18 protein-coding genes are annotated in these 19,232 nt (G+C 71.2%); 6 read left to right on the forward strand and 12 right to left on the reverse strand.

Annotation, left to right across the window (positions count from 1 at the left end; translation table 11 throughout):
- Positions 1 to 377 precede the first annotated feature (377 nt).
- The gene (locus ADX84_RS12520; RefSeq protein ID WP_082206439.1) at positions 378 to 1,019 is read right to left on the reverse strand and encodes a TetR/AcrR family transcriptional regulator; all 642 of its coding nucleotides are present in this window, start codon (positions 1,017 to 1,019) and stop codon (positions 378 to 380) included.
- Between the two features lie 59 nt (positions 1,020 to 1,078).
- On the opposite strand from ADX84_RS12520, the gene ADX84_RS12525 reads away from it, so the two are divergent.
- Positions 1,079 to 2,488, forward strand: coding sequence for an aldehyde dehydrogenase family protein (locus ADX84_RS12525; RefSeq protein WP_049572588.1), 1,410 nt, complete (start codon positions 1,079 to 1,081; stop codon positions 2,486 to 2,488).
- A 5-nt stretch (positions 2,489 to 2,493) separates the two neighbouring features.
- Here the strand turns inward: ADX84_RS12525 and ADX84_RS12530 are convergent, their stop codons facing one another.
- The 3 genes from ADX84_RS12530 to ADX84_RS12540 form a co-directional block, all read right to left on the reverse strand.
- A complete protein-coding gene (locus ADX84_RS12530; RefSeq protein ID WP_049572592.1) occupies positions 2,494 to 3,171 on the reverse strand; it encodes a polysaccharide deacetylase family protein in 678 nt (225 codons plus the stop codon).
- A 192-nt stretch (positions 3,172 to 3,363) separates the two neighbouring features.
- On the reverse strand, positions 3,364 to 4,956 hold the full coding sequence (locus ADX84_RS12535; RefSeq protein ID WP_049572596.1) for a polysaccharide deacetylase family protein: 1,593 nt from the start codon (positions 4,954 to 4,956) through the stop codon (positions 3,364 to 3,366).
- A 180-nt stretch (positions 4,957 to 5,136) separates the two neighbouring features.
- Positions 5,137 to 6,252, reverse strand: coding sequence for a pyroglutamyl peptidase (locus ADX84_RS12540; RefSeq protein ID WP_049572598.1), 1,116 nt, complete (start codon positions 6,250 to 6,252; stop codon positions 5,137 to 5,139).
- A gap of 234 nt (positions 6,253 to 6,486) precedes the next feature.
- Here ADX84_RS12540 and ADX84_RS12545 point away from each other — a divergent pair, with 234 nt between their 5' ends.
- The 3 genes from ADX84_RS12545 to ADX84_RS12555 all read left to right on the forward strand — a co-directional run bounded on the left by ADX84_RS12545 (position 6,487) and on the right by ADX84_RS12555 (position 9,175).
- Positions 6,487 to 8,034: an aldehyde dehydrogenase family protein gene (locus ADX84_RS12545; protein ID WP_049572602.1), complete on the forward strand. Its 1,548-nt coding sequence runs from the start codon at positions 6,487 to 6,489 to the stop codon at positions 8,032 to 8,034.
- 154 nt (positions 8,035 to 8,188) lie between these two features.
- The gene (locus tag ADX84_RS12550) at positions 8,189 to 8,674 is read left to right on the forward strand and encodes a MarR family winged helix-turn-helix transcriptional regulator (protein WP_049572605.1); all 486 of its coding nucleotides are present in this window, start codon (positions 8,189 to 8,191) and stop codon (positions 8,672 to 8,674) included.
- 72 nt (positions 8,675 to 8,746) lie between these two features.
- The gene (locus ADX84_RS12555; RefSeq protein WP_049572607.1) at positions 8,747 to 9,175 is read left to right on the forward strand and encodes an organic hydroperoxide resistance protein; all 429 of its coding nucleotides are present in this window, start codon (positions 8,747 to 8,749) and stop codon (positions 9,173 to 9,175) included.
- A gap of 87 nt (positions 9,176 to 9,262) precedes the next feature.
- Here ADX84_RS12555 and ADX84_RS12560 read toward each other — a convergent pair whose 3' ends face one another.
- The 4 genes from ADX84_RS12560 to ADX84_RS12575 form a co-directional block, all read right to left on the reverse strand.
- Positions 9,263 to 10,273, reverse strand: a complete 1,011-nt coding sequence (locus ADX84_RS12560) for a hemolysin family protein (protein ID WP_049572610.1) — start codon at positions 10,271 to 10,273, stop codon at positions 9,263 to 9,265.
- Positions 10,270 to 11,652 carry a hemolysin family protein gene (locus ADX84_RS12565; protein ID WP_049572612.1) on the reverse strand — a complete coding sequence of 461 codons (1,383 nt, stop codon included), beginning with the start codon at positions 11,650 to 11,652 and terminating at the stop codon, positions 10,270 to 10,272. The genes ADX84_RS12560 and ADX84_RS12565 overlap by 4 nt, the downstream gene beginning before the upstream one ends.
- 231 nt (positions 11,653 to 11,883) lie before the next feature.
- Positions 11,884 to 12,444: a TrmH family RNA methyltransferase gene (locus tag ADX84_RS12570; protein WP_049572615.1), complete on the reverse strand. Its 561-nt coding sequence runs from the start codon at positions 12,442 to 12,444 to the stop codon at positions 11,884 to 11,886.
- Positions 12,445 to 12,643: 199 nt separating this feature from the next.
- Entirely contained in the window at positions 12,644 to 13,291 is a 648-nt protein-coding gene (locus ADX84_RS12575) for a class I SAM-dependent methyltransferase (protein ID WP_049572619.1), read from the reverse strand.
- Between the two features lie 138 nt (positions 13,292 to 13,429).
- Between ADX84_RS12575 and ADX84_RS25425 the strand changes: the two genes are divergently transcribed.
- Positions 13,430 to 13,933, forward strand: coding sequence for a dsRBD fold-containing protein (locus tag ADX84_RS25425; RefSeq protein WP_082206441.1), 504 nt, complete (start codon positions 13,430 to 13,432; stop codon positions 13,931 to 13,933).
- A 301-nt stretch (positions 13,934 to 14,234) separates the two neighbouring features.
- Complete coding sequence (locus ADX84_RS12585; RefSeq protein ID WP_049572622.1) at positions 14,235 to 15,497, forward strand: APC family permease; 1,263 nt, start codon at positions 14,235 to 14,237, stop codon at positions 15,495 to 15,497.
- A gap of 76 nt (positions 15,498 to 15,573) precedes the next feature.
- Here ADX84_RS12585 and ADX84_RS12590 read toward each other — a convergent pair whose 3' ends face one another.
- From ADX84_RS12590 to ADX84_RS12605, 4 genes are all read right to left on the reverse strand, one after another.
- On the reverse strand, positions 15,574 to 16,353 hold the full coding sequence (locus ADX84_RS12590) for an NUDIX hydrolase (RefSeq protein ID WP_156208073.1): 780 nt from the start codon (positions 16,351 to 16,353) through the stop codon (positions 15,574 to 15,576).
- Complete coding sequence (locus tag ADX84_RS12595) at positions 16,350 to 17,084, reverse strand: HAD family hydrolase (RefSeq protein WP_049572626.1); 735 nt, start codon at positions 17,082 to 17,084, stop codon at positions 16,350 to 16,352. Before ADX84_RS12595 ends, ADX84_RS12590 begins: the two co-directional genes overlap by 4 nt.
- Before the next feature lie 129 nt (positions 17,085 to 17,213).
- Positions 17,214 to 18,161: a VWA domain-containing protein gene (locus tag ADX84_RS12600; protein ID WP_049572630.1), complete on the reverse strand. Its 948-nt coding sequence runs from the start codon at positions 18,159 to 18,161 to the stop codon at positions 17,214 to 17,216.
- Positions 18,162 to 18,249: 88 nt separating this feature from the next.
- On the reverse strand, positions 18,250 to 19,218 hold the full coding sequence (locus ADX84_RS12605) for a DUF58 domain-containing protein (RefSeq protein ID WP_049572633.1): 969 nt from the start codon (positions 19,216 to 19,218) through the stop codon (positions 18,250 to 18,252).
- Positions 19,219 to 19,232 lie beyond the last annotated feature (14 nt).

The following is a 19,232-nucleotide window of genomic DNA, read 5'->3' on the forward strand; positions in this document are numbered from 1 at the left end:
GGCCGCGGCAACAAGGCGGCCACGGCCGAGCTCGACGTGCTGGCCAGGGCCGAGGAGATGGAGACCGCCGACCGCGCGGTGGCTGAGCGGATCCACGCGATCGTCACCGCACACGCCGCGGAACTGTCACCCACGCTGTGGTGCGGGCAGCCCGCCTACGCTGGGAAGGGCAGGGCCGTGTGCTTCTTTCGCAGCGGGGCAGGCGGACAAAGGACGCCACTCCGGTCTCGGGTTCACCACGGAGGCCGACCTCGACGACGAGGGCGGCCTGATGGCCCACGGCCCACGCCGTGACCGAGCTGGGCGAACGGGCGGAGCAGGCCATCGTCGACCTGGTCAGGACGGCCGTGAGTTGATCCGGGGCGTCGCGCGCTCCCTCATCCTCGTCGTGCGCCCAAGGCTCTGAGCAGGTAGGGGAGCAGGCGCTCGGCGATGTCCGCGCCCGGGGTGGCGGCGTGTCCGCCGCCCGCCTCCGGGGGCACGAGGAACGTGTGGCTGACCATTGGGCCGATGACCAGTTCCGCGACCACCAGGGGGTCCTCCACCTCGGGGATCTCCCGGCGCTCGACCGCCCGGTCGAGCAGGGCGAGCACCCGGCCCTGGAGGGGGATCACGAAGGCGTCGAAGAGCACGTCGGCCAGGGCCCGGTTGTGGGCGGCCTCGCCCAGCACCGCGCGCAACAGACGGCCGGAGGGGCCCTCCAACGCGGCGGCCTTGTCCCGGAGCAGCACGCCGAGGTCGGCGGCGAGGCTTCCGTGGTCGTGGTCGGGGCCCAGGTTCTCCGCCCAGGCCCGGGCGGCACCCACCACCAGGTCCTCCTTGGAGCGCCAACGGCGGTAGAGGGTGGCGGTGGAGACCCCCGCCCGACGTGCGACGGCGGCGGTGGTCAGACCGCTGTAGCCGTGCAGCTGGAGTTCGGTGAGGGTGGCGTCCATCAGCGCGCGATCCCGGCTGGCGTCGCGGGGCCGGCCCCTTTGGGCGGAACCAGCGGACGCCTCCGGCAGATGGTCCGTCGTCATACTCGAATCGTATGCGAGACGGCATTTGGAAACGAAACGTTTTCGTTTATTCTTGGGCCATGGCTCACACGAACGCCTCCGAACCGCTCACCCTCATCACCGAGATCCCCCAGATCGTGTCCCGGCTGCGTGCCACCTTCGACAGCGGGCGTACCAAGCCGCTCTCCTGGCGCCGCGCCCAGCTGCGCGCGCTGCGCCGTCTGCTCACCGAGGAACGCGCCACCCTGGAGAAGGCCCTCCGCTCCGACCTGGGCAAGCCCTCCGTGGAGGCGCACACCACCGAGATCGGGTTCGTGGTCAACGAGATCGACCACACCCTGAGACACCTGGCCTCCTGGCTGCGCCCCCAGCGGGTGTCCGTCCCGATGGCGCTGGCCCCCGCCAGGGCCCGCCGCGTCCGCGAGCCCCTGGGCGCGGTGCTGATCATCAGCCCGTGGAACTACCCCGTCAACCTGGCCCTGTCCCCGCTGGTCGGGGCGATCGCCGCTGGCAACGCGGCCGTGGTCAAGCCCTCCGAGCTCTCCCCGGCCACCTCGGCTGCGCTGGCCGACCTGATCCCGCGCTACCTGGACAGCCAGGCCGTCGCCGTGGTCGAGGGCGGTGTCGCCGAGAGCACCGCCCTCCTGGAGCAGCGCTTCGACCACATCTTCTACACCGGGAACTCGGCGGTGGCCCGGATCGTCATGGCGGCGGCGGTCAGGCACCTGACCCCCCTCACCCTGGAACTGGGCGGCAAGAGCCCTGCGGTGGTCGAGCCCGGCGTGGACCTGGCCACCACGGCCCGCCGTCTGGCCTGGGGCAAGTTCACCAACGCGGGGCAGACCTGTGTGGCCCCGGACTACGTGCTGGCCATCGGTGACACGGCGGACACGCTCCAGCGGGAGCTGGCCGCCGCCATCACCCAGATGTTCGGTTCCGACCCCGCCCAGAGCGCGGACTACGGGCGCATCGTCAACGAACGCCACTTCGACCGGCTCAGCGCCCTGCTGGAGAGCGGCAAGGTCGTCGCGGGCGGGCGCACCAACCGTGGGGACCTCTACATCGCGCCCACGGTCCTGGCCGACGTGGATCCGGACTCGCCCGTGATGGCCGAGGAGATCTTCGGGCCGATCCTGCCGGTCGTGCGGGTGCCCGACCTGGACGCGGCGATCCGGTTCGTCAACGAACGCGACAAGCCGCTGGCGCTGTACGGGTTCACCGAATCCGAGACCACCAAGCGCCGCCTGACCACCGAGACCTCCTCGGGCGGTCTGGGCTTCGGTCTGCCGATCGCGCACCTGGCCGTTCCGGAACTGCCCTTCGGGGGAGTGGGGGAGAGCGGTATGGGCGCCTACCACTCGGCGGCATCCATCGACACCTTCTCGCACACCAAGGCGGTGCTCGACAAGTCGCTGCTGATGGACACCATGCGCGTGGCCTACGCGCCGATCAGCCAGGTCAAGGAGCGCATCCTGCGTCGGATGCTCTGAGCGGACTACCCGGACCGGGCGTCGGTGTGCGCGGTGCCCGGTTCGAGGTCGTCCCCGAACAGCTCGCTGACGGTCACGAAGTGGTAGCCCTCTTCGGTGAGGTCGTCCAGGAGGGCGGGGATCGCCTCCACGGTGGTCTCGTGGATGTCATGGAACAGGATCACGCTGCCGTCGCCCACACCGTCCAGGGCGATCTCGCGCATCCGGTCGCCGTCGCGGTGCTGCCAGTCCAGTGTGTCCACGTCCCACAGCACCATGGGGTGGGGAATCGCCTCACGGGCGGTGTCGTCGAGCGCGCCGTAGGGCGGGCGCATGCTCCGGGGCCGTTCGCCGGTGACCTCGGCGACGGCGCGGTCGGTGCGGGCGAGGTCGTCCCTGATCCGGTCGTGGGAGAGCGTGGTGAGGTCGTCGTGCTTCCAGGTGTGGTTGCCGATCCCGTGGCCCTCCTCGGCCATGCGCCGCACCTCCTCGCTGTGGTCGCCCACCTTGGACCCGAGCAGGTAGAAGGTGGCCCTGGCGTCGTGTTCCGCCAGGGTGTCCAGGAGCGCTTCGGTGTACTTCCCGGGGCCGTCGTCGAAGGTCAGTGCCACGCACGCGACCTCGTCGCAGTCCGGGGCCTCTTCGGAGGGCGCGGCCGTCACCGGGCGCGCGGCTCCGAGCAGTAGGCCGGAGGTGATCAGCATCGCCCCGGCCGCGCCAACGGTGGCCCCGCGCGTCAAAGAGGTAACTTTCACGCGTCGAAATTTAGACGAATCAGACACCAGGTGCAATATGCGGCGCGTCTCAGAGTGTGCGTGACCAGGGAGACGCCGTCCTGGGAACGTCGAGGGCCCCGGTCGCCATGCGGCGACCGGGGCCCGTTCGGAACCGGTGGGTCAGTCGACCCGTGCGTCCGTGTGCGTCTCTCCCGGCTTCAGGCCGTCCTCGCCGAAGATCTCGCTGACGGTCACGAAGTGGAACCCCTCGGAGTGCATGCCCTCCAGCACGTCCGGGATGGCGTCGACGCTGGACTTGTGGATGTCGTGGAACAGGATCACGCTGCCCGGCTTGCCCTCGTCCAGCGCGTGCTTGGCGACCGCGGCGGTGTCCCGGTTCTGCCAGTCCATGGTGTCCACGTCCCACAGGATGATCGGGTGTTCGGTGGCGTCGCTCACGGTGCTGTTCATCGCACCGTAGGGCGGGCGCAGGGTGGGCGGCGCCACCCCGGTCACCTCCTGGATCGCCTTGTCGGTGCGCTCCAGGTCCTTGGCCACCCCGTCGGCTGACAGAGTGGTGAGGTCGTCGTGCTTCCAGGTGTGGTTACCCATCTCGTGGCCCTCGGCGTGCGTGCGCTCCACGATCTCGGGGAACTCGCCCACGAGGGAGCCCATCACGTAGAAGGTGGCCCTGGCGTCGTACTCGCCCAGGTGGTCCAACAGTTCCTCGGTGTGCTCGCCCGGGCCGTCGTCGAAGGTCAGCGCCACGCACTTGAGACGCTCGCAGTCCAGACTGCTGCCCTCGGCGGTCAGCGTGCCGTCCAACGGGAAGTCCTCCGGGTCGGAGTTGGCCCCCACGGCGGCGCTGCGCGCGTGGTAGCCCATTTCCGAGAGGAGCTCCTCGGTCTCCTCCGGCTCCACCGGCAGCAGGACCTCGCTGACCCGGCCCGCGCTCGGGACGTCGGACGGGTCCAACCGCACGGCCAGCCCACCCGCCGTGCTGAAGGCCAGGTCGGCCAGCGGTGAGGCCGCCCAGCGTTCGGCGGCCTCCCAGGCCTGTTCCGGGTCGGTCAGATCCGCGTCACCGGCCGTGGGAGCCGCACCGTCCGTCCCGGCCGCCTCCCCGTTCTCCTCGGGTTCCGCCTCGGGTGAGGCGGCCGGTTCGGAGGCCACCGCGGAGACGGAGTCCGGGTCGGCCTCCGCCCGCGTGGCGATCTCGCCCAGGAGCCCGGGCATCTGATCGACGGAGAGCTGGTAACCGTCCTTGAGTACCTGGGCCACGGCCAGGTGCGCCGCCTCGAGGGACCCCTCGTCCCTGAAGAGCGAGGTCCAGGGCAGGACCCGGCCCGTGTCGGCGTCGTACCAGAGTGTCGATGTCTCGGTGCCGGCCCCGCGCACACCCGAGGTGACAACGGTCGTCCTGGCCCCGATCACGTCCTCGGAGGCGGCCAGTAGTTCCACGTCCTGGACCAGCTCGGGGCTGCCGTGGTCGGGCAGCTCCTCCAGGAACGCGGTCTGGCGTTCGGCCATCCCGGTGCGGATCTCCGCCGTCAGCGGATGGGACTCGCCCAGGATGGGATAGCGGTAGCTCACCGTGCTGTGGTCGTCCTGCACCGACACCGTGCGCGTGACCAGCTTCTCCAGGGTGTCCGGAGAGAACTGGATCGCCTCGGCGTAGGGCAGGCTCTGTTCCGCGGAGTGGCAGCCCGGGACCAGTAGCAGCCCCAGAGCAGCACTGACAGTGAGATTTCTTCGCAGTGAGGTGTCAGCCACGTGGGGACTTTATCGAAGCCACACGCCCGCCAGGCGACCTCAGAGCGACGAGGCGTGTTCACAGAGTGACGAATTGCCCCTCTGTGGCCGGAAGGTGAATTTTGCGGACTCGACCCGCGCTCGGGCGTGTCACCACCGCCCTCCCGGTCACCCCCCGGTACCACCGGGCCCCGCCGAACCTCAGTCCCCCGGGGAGCCCTCCGGCTCGGTCTCGGGGGCTGGTGCCGACAGGGCCTCGGCCGCCACGACCGCCACGAGGGCGCGTGTGCGTGCCACGGTGTCGGTGTGCTCGGCGGGACGCCCGGTGTTGGGCAGGTGGACGTGCCCGGCGGCCACACGTGAACCGGACCGGTCCCGCAGCAGTGTGTTGCGGTAGGCGATCTCATTGGACAAATAGTCGCCGCCACCCCCCTTTCTGGAAGAGGAATCGGCGCTGGGCCCGTTCGGGCGTGTCACGGGGGTGTCGCCACCCTCGGGCACCTCGGTGACCTCGGTGTTGACGACCATCGCGGTCGGGCCGGTCGTCTCGGCGACGATCCGCTCCAGGGGGAGGGTGGTGCGGGTCCACTCCGGGGCGTCGGGCCCGGGCACCGGGGCGCGTCCGGTCCGCGACACCCCGAGGTTGTCGGTGCCGCCGCCGCGCCACGCCCCGTTCCAGACCTCGAGGTCGAACTGGCCGCGGCCACGGCTGAGCGTGATCACCGCGTCGGCCACGCCGTACTGGTCGGCCAGTGCCTCCTCGACGAGCCCCGCGTCGAAGTCGCCCCAGCGCACCGGGAACACGGCGGCGCGCACCACCGCGGTGCGCTCACCCACCGGAAAGGTCCACCCGTGCAGGTCCAGGGCGGCGGCTCCGGAGGGGTTGGAGCAGCCCGGGTCCGTGTCCAGATGGAAGGGGTCGAATCCGGTGACCACCACGCGAACCCACCGGTCGCCCGGGGGGAAGTCGAGGTCGGTGATGCCCCGGGAGGCGGTCTCGCACAGGTGGAGCAGCCCGGAGCGCTCCGGTTCGGTCAGGGGGAAGGACGGCTCCCAGGCGCGCAGCCGGGAACGCAGGACCAGCCGTGCCCAGTACAGGGGGCGGTCGTCGACGGGGTCGGGGCCGGTGCGGGTGGACTCGGTCCACAGTCGGGAGGCGTGTGAGGCGACCACCTCCCGGGCCTGTCCGAGATCGGTGCTCGCGCGCAGGTCCGCGGCGAACAGGGGGTCGGCGGCGCCGAAGCCGGAGCGGGCCAGGATCTGGCGCGGCTCGGGACGGTCGGCGCGGGCCTCTTCGAGGGTGGTGTCGGGGTGCACGGGCCAGCTGTCTGGGTCGGGGACGGGGTGAGCGGCTCCGCGATTCTAACGGTCCCCCACGACACTCCGTACGGGGTCGGTGCCCGCCCAGGTGCGGGCCCCGGGGCCCGTTCCCGGACCCGGTCCGGGCGCGGCGCCACACCCCGCGGTCCGGACGCCGGGGGTGGACCGCCGGGCCCGGAGTTGGCAAGGTGTGTGATGACCGCCTCCCCTCTCAACGGAGAGAGAACACACATGCACACTGGTGCCCTCCCCGACACCGAGGTCCTCGCCGAACGCGCGCGGACCGCCCTGGAACGGTGCGGCGCGACCCGTCTGCCCGAACCCCTCGGGGCGCCCGGTCAGGCCCGCACGCCGATCACTGGTGGGACGCTCTTCCCGGTCGAGTTCGACACCCCGGCCTCCGCCGAGAGGGCGGTGGCCGAGGTCCACGGTTCCTTCACCTCCGCGTGGCGGGACACCCCCGCCCCGGTGCGCGGGCAGCTCGTCCACCGGCTCGGTGAGCTGCTGCGCGAGCACAAGGCCGACCTCGCCGAGCTGGTCACCATCGAGGCGGGCAAGATCCGCTCCGAGGCCCTGGGCGAGGTCCAGGAGATGATCGACGTCTGCGACTTCGCCGTGGGTCTGTCGCGCCAGCTCTACGGCCGCACCATGCCCTCCGAGCGCCCCGGGCACCGCCTGATGGAGACCTGGCACCCGCTGGGCGTGGTCGGCGTCATCACCGCCTTCAACTTCCCCGTCGCGGTGTGGTCCTGGAACACCTGTGTGGCGCTGGTGTGTGGTGACACCGTGGTCTGGAAGCCCTCCGAGCTCACCCCGCTGACGGCGCTGGGCTGCCACGGCCTGCTCATGCGCGCGGCCGCCGACGTCGGCGCCCCCACCGACGTCCACCGGGTGGTCCTGGGCGGCGCCGAGGTCGGCGACGTGCTGGTGAACGACGAGCGGGTGGCCCTGGTCTCGGCGACCGGTTCCACCGCCATGGGTCGGACCGTGGCCCCGAAGGTGGCCGCCCGGATGGGCCGGTACCTCCTGGAGCTGGGAGGCAACAACGCCGCCGTCGTGGCGCCCTCGGCCGACCTGGACCTGGTGGTGCGCGGCAGCGTGTTCGCCGCGGCCGGGACCGCCGGACAGCGCTGCACCACGCTGCGCCGCCTGATCGTGCACGAGGACGTGGTCGACCAGGTGGTCGAGCGCGTGGTGGACGGCTACCAGCAGCTGCGCGAGCGGATCGGCGACCCCTACGACGAGGCGACCCTGGTGGGTCCGCTGGTGGGGGAGCGCGGGCACACTGCCATGCGCGAGGCGCTGGAGCAGGCCAGGGCCGACGGCGGCGACGTGCTGGTGGGTGGTGAGCGGCGACTGGAGAAGGACGCCGAAGGCGCCTTCTACGTCGAGCCCGCCGTGGTGCGTATGCCCGGGCAGACCGAGGTCGTGCGCACGGAGACCTTCGCGCCCATCCTCTACGTGCTCACCTACCGCACCCTGGAGGAGGCGGTGGAGCTCCACAACGGGGTACCGCAGGGGCTGTCCTCGGCGATCTTCACCCAGGACCAGGCCGAGGCCGAGCGATTCCTGTCCGCGGCCGGGTCCGACTGCGGCATCGTCAACGTCAACATCGGTACCTCGGGCGCCGAGATCGGTGGTGCCTTCGGCGGGGAGAAGGACACCGGCGGGGGCCGGGAGTCGGGTTCGGACTCCTGGAAGGCGTACATGCGCCGGGCCACCAACACGGTGAACTACGGCGGCGAGCTGCCGTTGGCCCAGGGCGTGCGCTTCCTGTAGTGCCGAGCGGGTGGTGGGGCCCGGGTCGGTGGACCCGGGCCCCACGTGTGTTCCGGAGGGCGAGGGGCCGCTCCGCGTGAAAGAGTTGTGGACAACACTGTTGTGCACAACCGATTCCTGTTACGGTGAGCGGGACGACGAGGGGAGGAGTGACATGGCGGGAACCGACGAGGGCGATCCCCTCGCCCTGGACCGACAGCTGTGCTTCTCCCTCTACACGGCCTCCCGGACCCTGACCGGGCTCTACCGGGAGATCCTGGCCGACATGGGGCTCACCTACCCGCAGTACCTGGTCATGCTCGTGCTGTGGGAACGCGGGACCCTGCCGGTCAAGGAGCTCGGAATCGCGCTCAGCCTCGACTCGGGCACGCTCTCACCCCTGCTGCGCAGGATGGAGGGCGCCGGTCTGCTCACCCGCAGGCGCGGGCCCGAGGACGAACGGATCGTGCACGTCAGCGTCACCGACGAGGGCAGCCGACTGCGCGAACTGGCCCGGGGAGTCCCCGACCAGGTCCTGCACGCCACCGGCCTTCCGGTCGCCAGGATCGAGGAGCTCCGGGGTCTGCTCGACCACGTCACGCGTTCGGTGACCGGAGCCGCGGGCCGGACGGCCACGCCCGACCCGGACCCGGGCACCTGAAGGACGCACCCGAACCACTCCACGACGACACACGCGGGCCCGGCGCCGCCGGGCCACAGAGAGGGATCGAACATGGCCTACAACGTTCTCTACACCGCCAACGCCAGTGTCACCGGCGAGGGCCGCAAGGGCTCGGGCAAGACCGATGACGGTCGCCTGAGCGTCGACCTCTCCGTGCCCGCGGGCGTGGGCGGCGACGACGGCCCCGGCACCAACCCCGAGCAGCTCTTCGCCATCGGCTACGCCGCCTGCTTCCACGGCGCCCTGAAGAACGTCTCCCGCCAGGCCAAGGCCAAGGTCGACGGCTCCACCGTCGACTCCAAGGTGAGCCTGGGCAAGTCCGAGGACGGCCTGGACATCGCCGTCGAGCTCATCGTCACCATCCCGGGTCTGGAGCAGGCCGAGGCCGAGAAGCTGGTCGAGGCCGCCCACCAGATGTGCCCCTACTCCCGCGCCACCCGCGGCAACATCGAGGTCACCCTGACCACGAAGACCGCCTGAGGTCGGAGGCGGACCCACGGGTCACACGAAGCGGGGGCCGGTCACGTGAGTGACCGGCCCCCGCCGTGTTCGTTCCCGCTCCGGACGCTAGGCCGCCGTGTCCAGCAGCAGCAACCGGTCCAGCATGTCCTGGAGGGTCACCAGGCCCACCAGTTCGCCCCCGTCCTCGACGAGCGCGAGGTGGCTGCGGCTGTCCCGCATGATGCCCATCGCCGCGTACATCGGCGTACCCACCGACAGCGTCAGCACCGGGCGCATGAGGTCGGCGGCGGTGGTCCCGTCCGGGCTGTTCAGCGCCTCACGCACGTGCAGCACCCCGACCGGCTCACCCGCCTCCATGACCACCAGGCGCAGGTGCGTGGACTCGCGAGAGACCCGCTTGACCTCCTCCACACCGGCGCCCGGCTCCACCCACGCGATCTCCTCGCGCGGAGTGAAGTGCTCGTCCAGCGGCTGGGAGTTGACCTCCAGGGCCGTGGCGAGCTGGTCCCGGCGCTCGGAGTCCAGTGCACCCGCCTTCGCGGAGTGCTCCACCAGCTCCCGCACGTCCTCCGGGTTGTGTCCGCTCACCAGCTCGTCCACCGCCTGCACACCGAACCGGTGCAGCACCCAGTTGGCCATGCCGTTGAGCATCACGATCAGCGGGCGGGTCAGCCACATGAACGCCCGCATCGGGATCGCCAGCATCGTCGCCGACTTCTCCGGGTGCGAGATCGCCCAGGACTTCGGCGCCATCTCACCGATCACCAGGTGCAGGAACGTCACGATGATCAGCGAGAACGTGAACGAGAGCACGTACCCCACCGAGGACGGCAGGCCGCCGAACAGCGGCTCCAGCATGTGGTGGAACGCGGGCTTGGAGATCGCACCCAGGGCCAGCGTGGCCAGGGTGATGCCCAGCTGCGAACCGGCCAGCAGCAACGACAGGTCGCGGGCGCTCTTGAGCGCCGCGCGCGCCGAGGCGCTGGTGTGCGCGGCCTCCTCCAGCCGGTAGCGGCGCGCCGCCACCAGGGCGAACTCGATCGCCACGAAGAAGCCACTCAGCGCGATGAAGACCACGGTCAGCCCCATGGCCAACCACACGTTCATGTCACTCATGCCCGCACCTCCCGTGCGCCGTCCTCGACAACCTCACGCAGCCGCAGCTCCACCGTGTTGGGAACGTGCCGCTGGACCGCGTTCACGGTCAGCGTCAGAGCCATGTCGGGATCGCCGTCATGGGCGCTGGAGGGTCGGGGCAGCGGCAGCTCCACGCGATCGCCGACCTGCGGCAGCCGGTGGAGTTCGTGGATGACCAGACCGCCTATGGTCTCGTAGTCGCCCTCGGGCAGGTCGTGGCCGATCAGCCGCTCGACCTCGTCGATGTGCAGGGCTCCGGGAACGACGTAGCCGTTCTCCCCGTCGAGGTGGGCCGGGGCCTCCTCCTCCGGGGTGTGCTCGTCGGCGATCTCGCCGACCAGCTCCTCGGCCAGGTCCTCGGTGGTGATCACCCCGGCCAGGCCGCCGTACTCGTCCACCACGCAGGCGAACTCCTCGCCCGCCTCGCGCAGCTGGTCCAGCACGCCCGGCAGCGGGAGCGACGCCGGGACCATGACGGTCGCCCGCGCCACCTCGCTGACCCGGACACCGGACAGGTCGCGGTCGCCCAGCGCGAGCACGTCGCGCAGGCAGATCACGCCCACGATGTCGTCCACGCCCTCACCCAGGACCGGGAAACGGGAGTGGTCGGAGGCCATCAGCTCCACGACCAGGCTGACCGGGTCGCCCTCCTCCACGGTGGTCACCTCGGGACGCGGGATCATCGCGTGCCCGGCGGTGCGGTCGTGGAAGTCGAGGGTGCGGTCCAGCAGGGTGGACACCTCGGCGGGAAGGTCACCGGTCTCACGGGACTCGGCGATGATGCGTTCCAGGTCGCGCGGGGTCGCCGCGTGCTGGACGTCCTCCACCGGGGTGATGTTCACCAGCCTGAGCAACCAGATCGCCGCCTGGTCGAACAGCCAGATCACCGGTCCGAAGACCTTCAGGTAGATCCCCGTGGACAGGGCCAGCCAACGGGCCACTGGTTCGGGGTGGGCGATGGCCAGGTTCTTGGCGAAGAGCTCGCCGAACACCATCTGGATGACGGTGGAGAACAGCAGGGCCAGTACGGTGCCGATCGCGAGGCCGGTGCCGACGGGCACGCCCGCGCCGCCGAGAAGCTCGCCGACACCCTGACCGATCATCGGTTCGGCGACGTAACCGACCAGAAGAGTGGTGACGGTGATGCCCAGCTGGGCACCGGAGAGCATGAACGAAGTTCGCTTCGTGATGGCCAGGGCGCGTTTCGCGCCCGCGTCACCGGCCGCGGCCCGCGACTTGAGTCGCGAACGGTCCACGGCCATGTAGCCGAACTCCTGGGCGACGAAGTAACCCGTCGCCACGGTGATCAGGAAGACCACCAGGGCACCGAAGGCGATACTGAGAACGGTGCTGATCATCGGGCACACACCGCCTGGGTCCGCCTGTGGGCAGGGATCCTACGAAGGTGCGCGCCCTTCACAGAAGGGGGCTCGTCGGAGTCTGGGTCACAGCATCCCTTGGGGATGCTGCTGGTACTTCGGGACGGGTCCACTGTTCCTCTCTCTGCGCCTTTGCGCGTCGGGTGTGAATGGAGTGGTCTGTGTTTCACAGGAGGGACGTCCAGCGGGGAAGAAAGATTCCCTGGGGGCTCAGCCTCCGACGGGCGCGTTGGCCTCGTCGTCGAAGGTGGCCCACTCGCGGCGTCGTGCCTCAGCCAGGGCGATCGACGTGGCCACGGCCACGTTCAGCGATCCGACCCGGCCGATCTGCGGGATGTAGGTGACGGCGTCCGCGCCCGTGAGCAGGGCGGGGGAGCAGCCGTGGTCCTCGGCGCCCACGGCCAGGCACACGTCGGGCTCCAGCGGCGCGGCGTGCAGGGGTACGGCGCCCTTGGCCAGCTCCACGGCCACGACCCTGTAGCCGTCGGCGCGGGCGGCGGCCAGGGCCTCGGCGGTGCCGGACAGACGGGTGTGCGGGACCTTCGCGCCGGTACCCAGGGCGGTCTTGCCGACCTTGGGGTCGTCGGGGTCCGCGCTGTTACCGGTGAGCCAGAGCTGGTCCACGCCGAAGGTCGCGCACGTGCGCAGGATCGACCCCAGGTTGTAGGGCTGGGTGACCGATTCGACGAGAAGGGCCAGACGCCCCTCGGTGCGCCTGCGCCACTGGCGGTTCAGGCGTTTGACGTCCGTGGGACGCAACTGCGTGCTCAACTGCGGTGTGTTCCTCGTGGTGGGGGCCGGGCGGTCCGGCGTGGTCGGTACAGGCTACCGGTCAGGGGTCGCGCGCGCACGCGTGACCCGGGACACATACCGGCAAGTTCGGGCAGAGGGGTGTGGTTCGGGCGAGTTCGGAGTCCGTGCAGGTCCGGGCGTTCGTGTGCCTCCGGCAGGCCCGCGGGCGGGGAAGGAACTACGCGGCGCGCCGCACGGCCAGGACCCGGAAACCGGACCGGGAGGCCACGCGCTCGGCGGGCAGCCCCTGGGCGTCCAGCCACTTCTGGAGTGAGTCCGAGCCAAGGTGGCGCTGGACCACCAGGTGCGCGACGCCCTCGGGGGTGAGACGGTTCAGCCAGGTGCGCAACATGGAGTGCAACACGTCCTTGCCCACGCGGATCGGCGGGTTGGACCAGATCGCGTCGAAGGGGCCGAGCAGGTCCTCGGGCGCGGGAGCGCGGCCCTCGCCCTGCTCCACGGCCAGGCCTCCCTCGGGAGCGATCACGCCGAACCAGGCGTTGTCGAGCCCGTGGTCGTCGGCGTTGCGCCGGGACAGCCCCACGGCCCTGGAGTTGACGTCCACCCCCAGCACCCGCGCCCCGGGGGCGCGGGAGGCCATCGTCAGGGAGATCGGCCCGTACCCGCAGCCCAGGTCGAGCAGCCGCCCCTCGGCGGGGGGCGCGGGCACGCTCTCCAGGAGGACCCGGGTGCCCAGGTCGATCCTGTCGGGTGAGAACACGCCGCGGTCGGTGCGCAGGCGCAGGTGGAGGTCGGGCAGGACCAGGTCGGCGGTGGAGGGCCGACTGGCGGTGCCGGGATCGGAGTCGAAGTAGTGCTGGGCCACGCCGTGACGCTACCAGGCACGGACTGGGTGATGGGACGGCAAAAACCTCGCATACCACCGGGAACGAAAGAACCAACCCCTCGCTGAGAGCCGAAACAGCACCGATGATGGAGACAAGCGAGGTTTGTGGGGGAACCCATGCGAGCAGAGGTAGGAGACCGACTGGTCGTCGAGAGTCCGAACGCCGACACCCACCGACGCACGGGGGTGGTCACCCGAGTCCGGGGCGCGGAGGGGTCACCGCCCTACCAGGTGCACTGGATCGGCACCGAACCGGAGCACGTGGCTCTGGTCCACCCGGGACCCGACGCGCACATCGAACACACGCCCGGCCCGGGCACGGACGGAGAGGGAGCGGATGCCATGCAGACGATGAAGCGTTGGAACGTCGACGTGGTCGTCGCCGAGGAGAACGAGGGCGACGCCGCCCGCACGTGGGCGGAGGTCGGCCTGGTCGCCGACGACGGCACGGCCCTGCGCGGTCACGGAATGGCCCGCAAGCACCCGACCGACCTGGACGTACCCGAGATCGGTGAGGAACTCGCCGTCTCCCGGGCACTGTCAGACCTCTCACGCCAGCTCCGTCAGGTGGCGGCCGAGGACATCAACGACAACGCGGGCTCACCCTGGCGTCCCACCTGACTCGGAGGCGCCCGCGCCCAGCGAGAAACCCAGCAACCGAAGGGGTCCCCGGCCACGGCAGGGGGCCCCGACCCGCGCCCGCGCCTTCCCCGGCGCGGAGCGCGACGGTCCGGAATCGGCCACCCCCGGTACAGGGGGTTCGCTCTCGCCGGTCACCGGTATCGGGCACACTCGGAAGTCGGACGCGACCCTCGTCCCGCTTCCGGAGGCCCCCGGCCCTCTCGGGCCACAGCCTCCACCAGCGGGAACGAGGGTGCGCCCACCGGTCGACGACCGGAGACACCCACGCAAGGAGACCCCGTTGGCCACCTCTTCCGGACCGCAGGCCAGACCCGCCCGGACGCTGGGAACCGTCGACGCGGCCGCCATCGGCGCCGCGGCGATGCTCGGCGCCGGAGTGTTCACGGTCTTCGCCCCCGCGGCGCTGGGCGCCGGGGCCTGGCTGCCCGTCGCCATCCTCATCGCGGGTCTGGTCGCCTACTGCAACGCGATCTCCTCGGCGCGACTGGCCGCCCAGCACCCCGAGGACGGCGGCACCTACGTCTACGGGCGCGAACGCCTGGGCGACCTGTGGGGCTACCTGGCGGGCTGGTCGTTCGTGGTCGGCAAGATCGCCTCCTGCGCGGCCATGGCCATGACCTTCGCCGCCTACACCCTCCCCGAGTGGCAGAAACCGGTCGCGGTGGCCGCCGTGGTCGTCCTGGCCGCGGTGAACTACCGGGGCGTGCGCCGTTCGACCCTGGTTATCAAGGTGCTGCTCCTGATGGTGCTGGCCGTCCTGGCGGCCGTGTTCGTCGCGATGCTGATGAGTGGTCGCCTGGCCGCCGTCGCCGAGGTGGACGGGCTCGGGCCCTGGCCGGGCTCCTTCGGCGTCCTGGGCGCGGCGGGCATGATCTTCTTCGCCTTCGCCGGGTACGCGCGCATCGCCACCCTGGGCGGTCAGGTCCGGGACCCCCGCACCACCATCCCCCGGGCGATCTCGCTCTCCCTGGGCACGGTCCTGGTGGTGTATCTGACGATCGGCACCGGCCTGCTCATCGTGCTGGGCCGCGAGAAACTCACCACCAGCCAGGCGCCCATGGCCGACGCCGTCCAGGTCGCCGGGTTCCCGATGCTCGTGCCGTTCGTGGTGGCCGGTGCGGCCCTGGCCAGCCTGGGAGCCCTGTTCCCACTGCTGATGGGGATCTCGCACACCACCGCGGCGATGGCCTCGGACGGTCACCTGCCGCGCCCTCTGGCCGCCATGAGCGAACGCTACGGGGTGCCCCACCGCGCCGAGGCCGTGGTGGCTGCCGTGGTGATCGTCCTGGTGCTGGTCGCCGACCTGCGGGGCGCGATCGCCTTCTCCGCCTTCGGCGTGCTGGTCTACTACGCCATCACCAACGCCTCGGCGCTGCGGCTCGGCCCGGACGAGAACCGCCCGCCGCTGATCGCCCCGATCGTGGGCCTGGTGGGGTGCGTGGTGCTCGCGACCAGCCTGCCCCTGCCGGTGGTCGGCACCGGGGTCCTGGTCCTGGGCCTGGGGGCGGGACTGTGGTGGCTGCGCCACCGCGTCCTCGTCTAGTCACACGGTCCGGACACCGCGGTCCGGCCACACCCCACCGGGTGCCGGGCCACCGGCCCGGCCCGATCGGTCCCGGTCAGCCGCGACGGCGGTGCCGGACCAGGAACTCCATGCCGCGTCGCGCCGTGGTGGACAGCGGCAGCTCCGTCAGCTCGGCCGGAGTGAACCAACCGCAGTCGGCGGTGGAGCCGTCCACCTCGACCACGCGGGGCGCGGTCGGCTCGGCCACGTGCACGTGGGAGAACACCCAGACCGCGTAGACGTCCGTGCCGGAGCTCTGCGCCCGCCGGTGGCTGGCCACGGTGATCAGCTCACCGACCACACCGGCCTGACCGGACTCCTCCAGCACCTCGCGCCGCAGCGCGGCGCGCACGTCCTCACCGGTGTCCACGCCTCCGCCGGGCAGGTGCCAGGTACCGGCGGCGGGGTAGCCCTCGGCGATCAGGCTCAGCAGGATCCGCCCGGCCGGGTCGGTGACGATCCCGTAGGACGAGAACCGGCGCATCCGGGGGCGCGCCCCCTCCGGGACGGGGTCCTCCTCGGGTGCCAGGGCGGGAGCCGGGGGAAGCAGACCCTCGGTGGGCACGACCGAGGGCCAGGCGGACACGAGGTCGGGTTCGGCGAACACGATCCGGTCCACGTGCAGGGCGCGCCCGCGCGGCAGGCTCACGGTCTCGGTGAGCACGTCGAGCGCCACCAGCGGAGCCCCCTCGGGCAGGCCGCCCAGTCGGCGGGCCACCTCCTCGGGGTCCTCACCGAAGAGCACGCGCGCTCCGACCAGGACCGGGCCGGTGGGTCCGGAGGTGACGAGGTGGACGGTGACCCGGCGGGCCATCCAGTCGTCGATCGAGGTCACAGCAGACCCGTCGCGGCCATGCTGCTGGACAGCCCCACCATGCGCAGGAGGCTGTCGAGGTCGTTCAGGGTGGTGACGCCCTCCACGGGCTGGCGGGCCTGGCGGTCGACGATGACCGGGCGCATGCCCGAGGCGACGGCGCCCACGGCGTCGGCCTGGATCTGGTCGCCCACGTGCCAGCAGGCGCCGGGCTCCACGCCCAGTCGCTGGGCGGTGGTGCGGAAGATCCGGGGGTCGGGCTTGCCCGCGCCCACGGTGTCGGCGCAGACCACGGCGTGGAAGTAGGGGGTGAGTTCCAGGGCCTGGAGTTTGGCGTGCTGGAGGGACTCGATGCCGTTGGTGAGCACGGCGAGCCGGTATCCGGCCGAGGAGAGGGCGTTGAGCACCGGGAAGGTGTCGGAGTAGACCTGCCAACCGCTGCGGTGGCCGTCCAGGTACATGCGGTAGAGCTCGTCGCAGTGCTGGTCGGCGAGGTCGGAGTGGCCGGCCTGGAGGGCCAGGGCGCGGATGCGCTGGCGGCGCTGCTCGTCCAGGGTGAGGTCGCCGCGCAGGTAGGCGCCGAAGGAGATCTCGGTCTGGGTGTCCCACAGGGCGCGGGCCGAACCGAAGTCGGGGTGGCCGAGCCGTTCCATGACCGTGCGCAGACCCACGGACGAGGCGGCGAGGTCGTCGATGAGTGTGTCGTCCAGGTCGAAACAGATCGCGGCCGGGAGAGCGGGTGTGTTCGGCATCGTTCCTCGAAGTGGGTGGGCATGACAAAACATGCCAACGCTAACCCGTGGCCGAGCGGGAAAAGGTATAAACCCCACCTAAAGGGATGTGACCAACAACACTGGCCGCTGAGATTGAACTGCCGCTGATCAGGGAAGCCGTTGGAACCACAGCAGCGAGGTCAATGCCGTCGCCAGCGCCAGGACGATCGCCGCCATGACGAACCGGGTGACGATCTCCTCATGCACCATCTCCGAGCCCAGTGAGGACCCGATGTCCTCGTACACCTCATCCAGCTCCGTCTCGCTCTCGGCCTCGTAGAAGTGCCCGCCGGTGTCCTCGGCCAGCCCCTGGAGCGCCTCCTTGTCGATGTCGGCCGGCACCTGGTACCCGTCGATCTCGATCATCGCGGCCCCGCTGCCGAAGGCGATCGTCGACACCGGAACCTCCTCTTCGGCCGCCTCGGCCGACGCCTGGAGGATGTCCCGCCCACTCGTGTTCTCACCGTCCGAGAGCAGAACGATCGCGGCGGGCGGAGGGTCCTCCTCCGCGTCCTCGTCGAAGGTGCGGATCGCCTCCAGGGAGGCGAACACCCCCTCGCCGATCGCCGTCCCCGGACCCAGCCGCAGGGTCTCGATCGACCCCGTCACCGACTCGTGGTCCTGCGTGGGCGCGGCCACCACCGTCGCCGTCGAGGAGAACGACACCAGGCCCACGTTGAACCGGTCCGGCAACGTCTCCACGAACCCACGGGCCGACTCCTTGGCCGCGTGCAACCGGTCCGGCTCGATGTCGTTGGCGGCCATCGACAGCGACACGTCCACCGCCACCATGATCGTCGCCCGCTCCCGGGGCGCCTCGACCGGCATCGCGGGCACCGCCATCGCGGCGATCAGCACCCCCAACGCCAGGGTGAACAGCGTGGCGGGCACGTGCCGACGCACGTCCGGCCGGTGCGGCACCACCTGGTTCAACAGCTCCAGGTTGGTGAAGCGCACCGTGTACTCACGACGCTGGCGCTGCGTGAACACGTACGCGCCCACGAGCAGCACCAGGATCAGCAGCCACCACAGCCGCTGCGGCTCCAGAAAGGTCATGACCGCCCCACGTCCCCCCTGCCCGTACCTGCGCGGGAACCTCCCGCGCCCACGTCCCGGCCCGGGATCCCGGCTCTGCCGGAGCCGCTCACCTGGGCACCCCCGGCGTGTGCCGGGCCATGTGGTGCGCGGTCCGGCGCTGGTTGATCACGAACCGGGCGGTGTCCAGGACCCAGTCCCGGTCCGTGCGCAACACCAGATGGTGTACCCCGCAACGGCGCAGGGCCCCGCGCACCGCCGCCCGCTGCGCCGCGGCGGCCCGCTGGTAGCGCTCACGGACCGCACGGGTCAGACGCACGTCACGTACCAGCCCGGTGGTCGGATCACGCAACGCCACGTCGCCCACCTCGGGCACGTCCAGCTCCCGGGGGTCCAGCACCTCCACCACCAGCACCTGGTGGCGTGAGCCCAGCTGCCGCAGCGGCCGCTCCCAGGGCACCTCGTCACCGAAGGCCGGGGTGTCGAGGAAGTCGGAGATCACCACGCGCAGCCCCCGCCTGCGCCGGGTCCGCACCAGGTCGGTGACGGCGTCGGCCAGGCTGGCCCGGTTCTCGTCCGGCGTGCGCACGTCCTCCTGTGGCGCGGCGGCCACCGTCGCCAACAACGACAGCAGCGCCTCCTTGCCCGACCTCGCGGGCCAGCGCCGCACCCGCCCCTGGTGCAGGAAGTGCGCTCCGAAACGGTCACCCACCCGCTGCGTGAGCAGGTTGGTCGCCACCAGGGCGCCCACCGCGATCTCCCGTTTGGACCTCAGCCCCGTGCCGAAGTCCATGCTCGGAGACAGGTCCAGCAGGGTCCAGCTCTCCAGCTCGCGGTCGGCGACCACGTCGCGCACGTGGGGGGTGTCCGTCCGCGCGGTCACCGCCCAGTCCATGTGCCGCACGTCGTCCTCACCCGGCTGGTACAGCCGGGCCTCGGCCGCCTCGGACCCCGGGCCCAACCGCAGCCCCAGGTGTTCCCCGTGCAGGAGGCCGTCCAGCCGCTGCACGATGCGCAGGTCCAACCGGCGCAGCGCGGCCCTGAGCCGCGGGTCGGAACCGATGAAGGGTCTGTTCACACGATCACCTCTGG

Source organism: Nocardiopsis sp. SBT366 (genome assembly GCF_001083815.1).
Taxonomy (GTDB): Bacteria; Actinomycetota; Actinomycetes; order Streptosporangiales; family Streptosporangiaceae; genus Nocardiopsis; species Nocardiopsis prasina.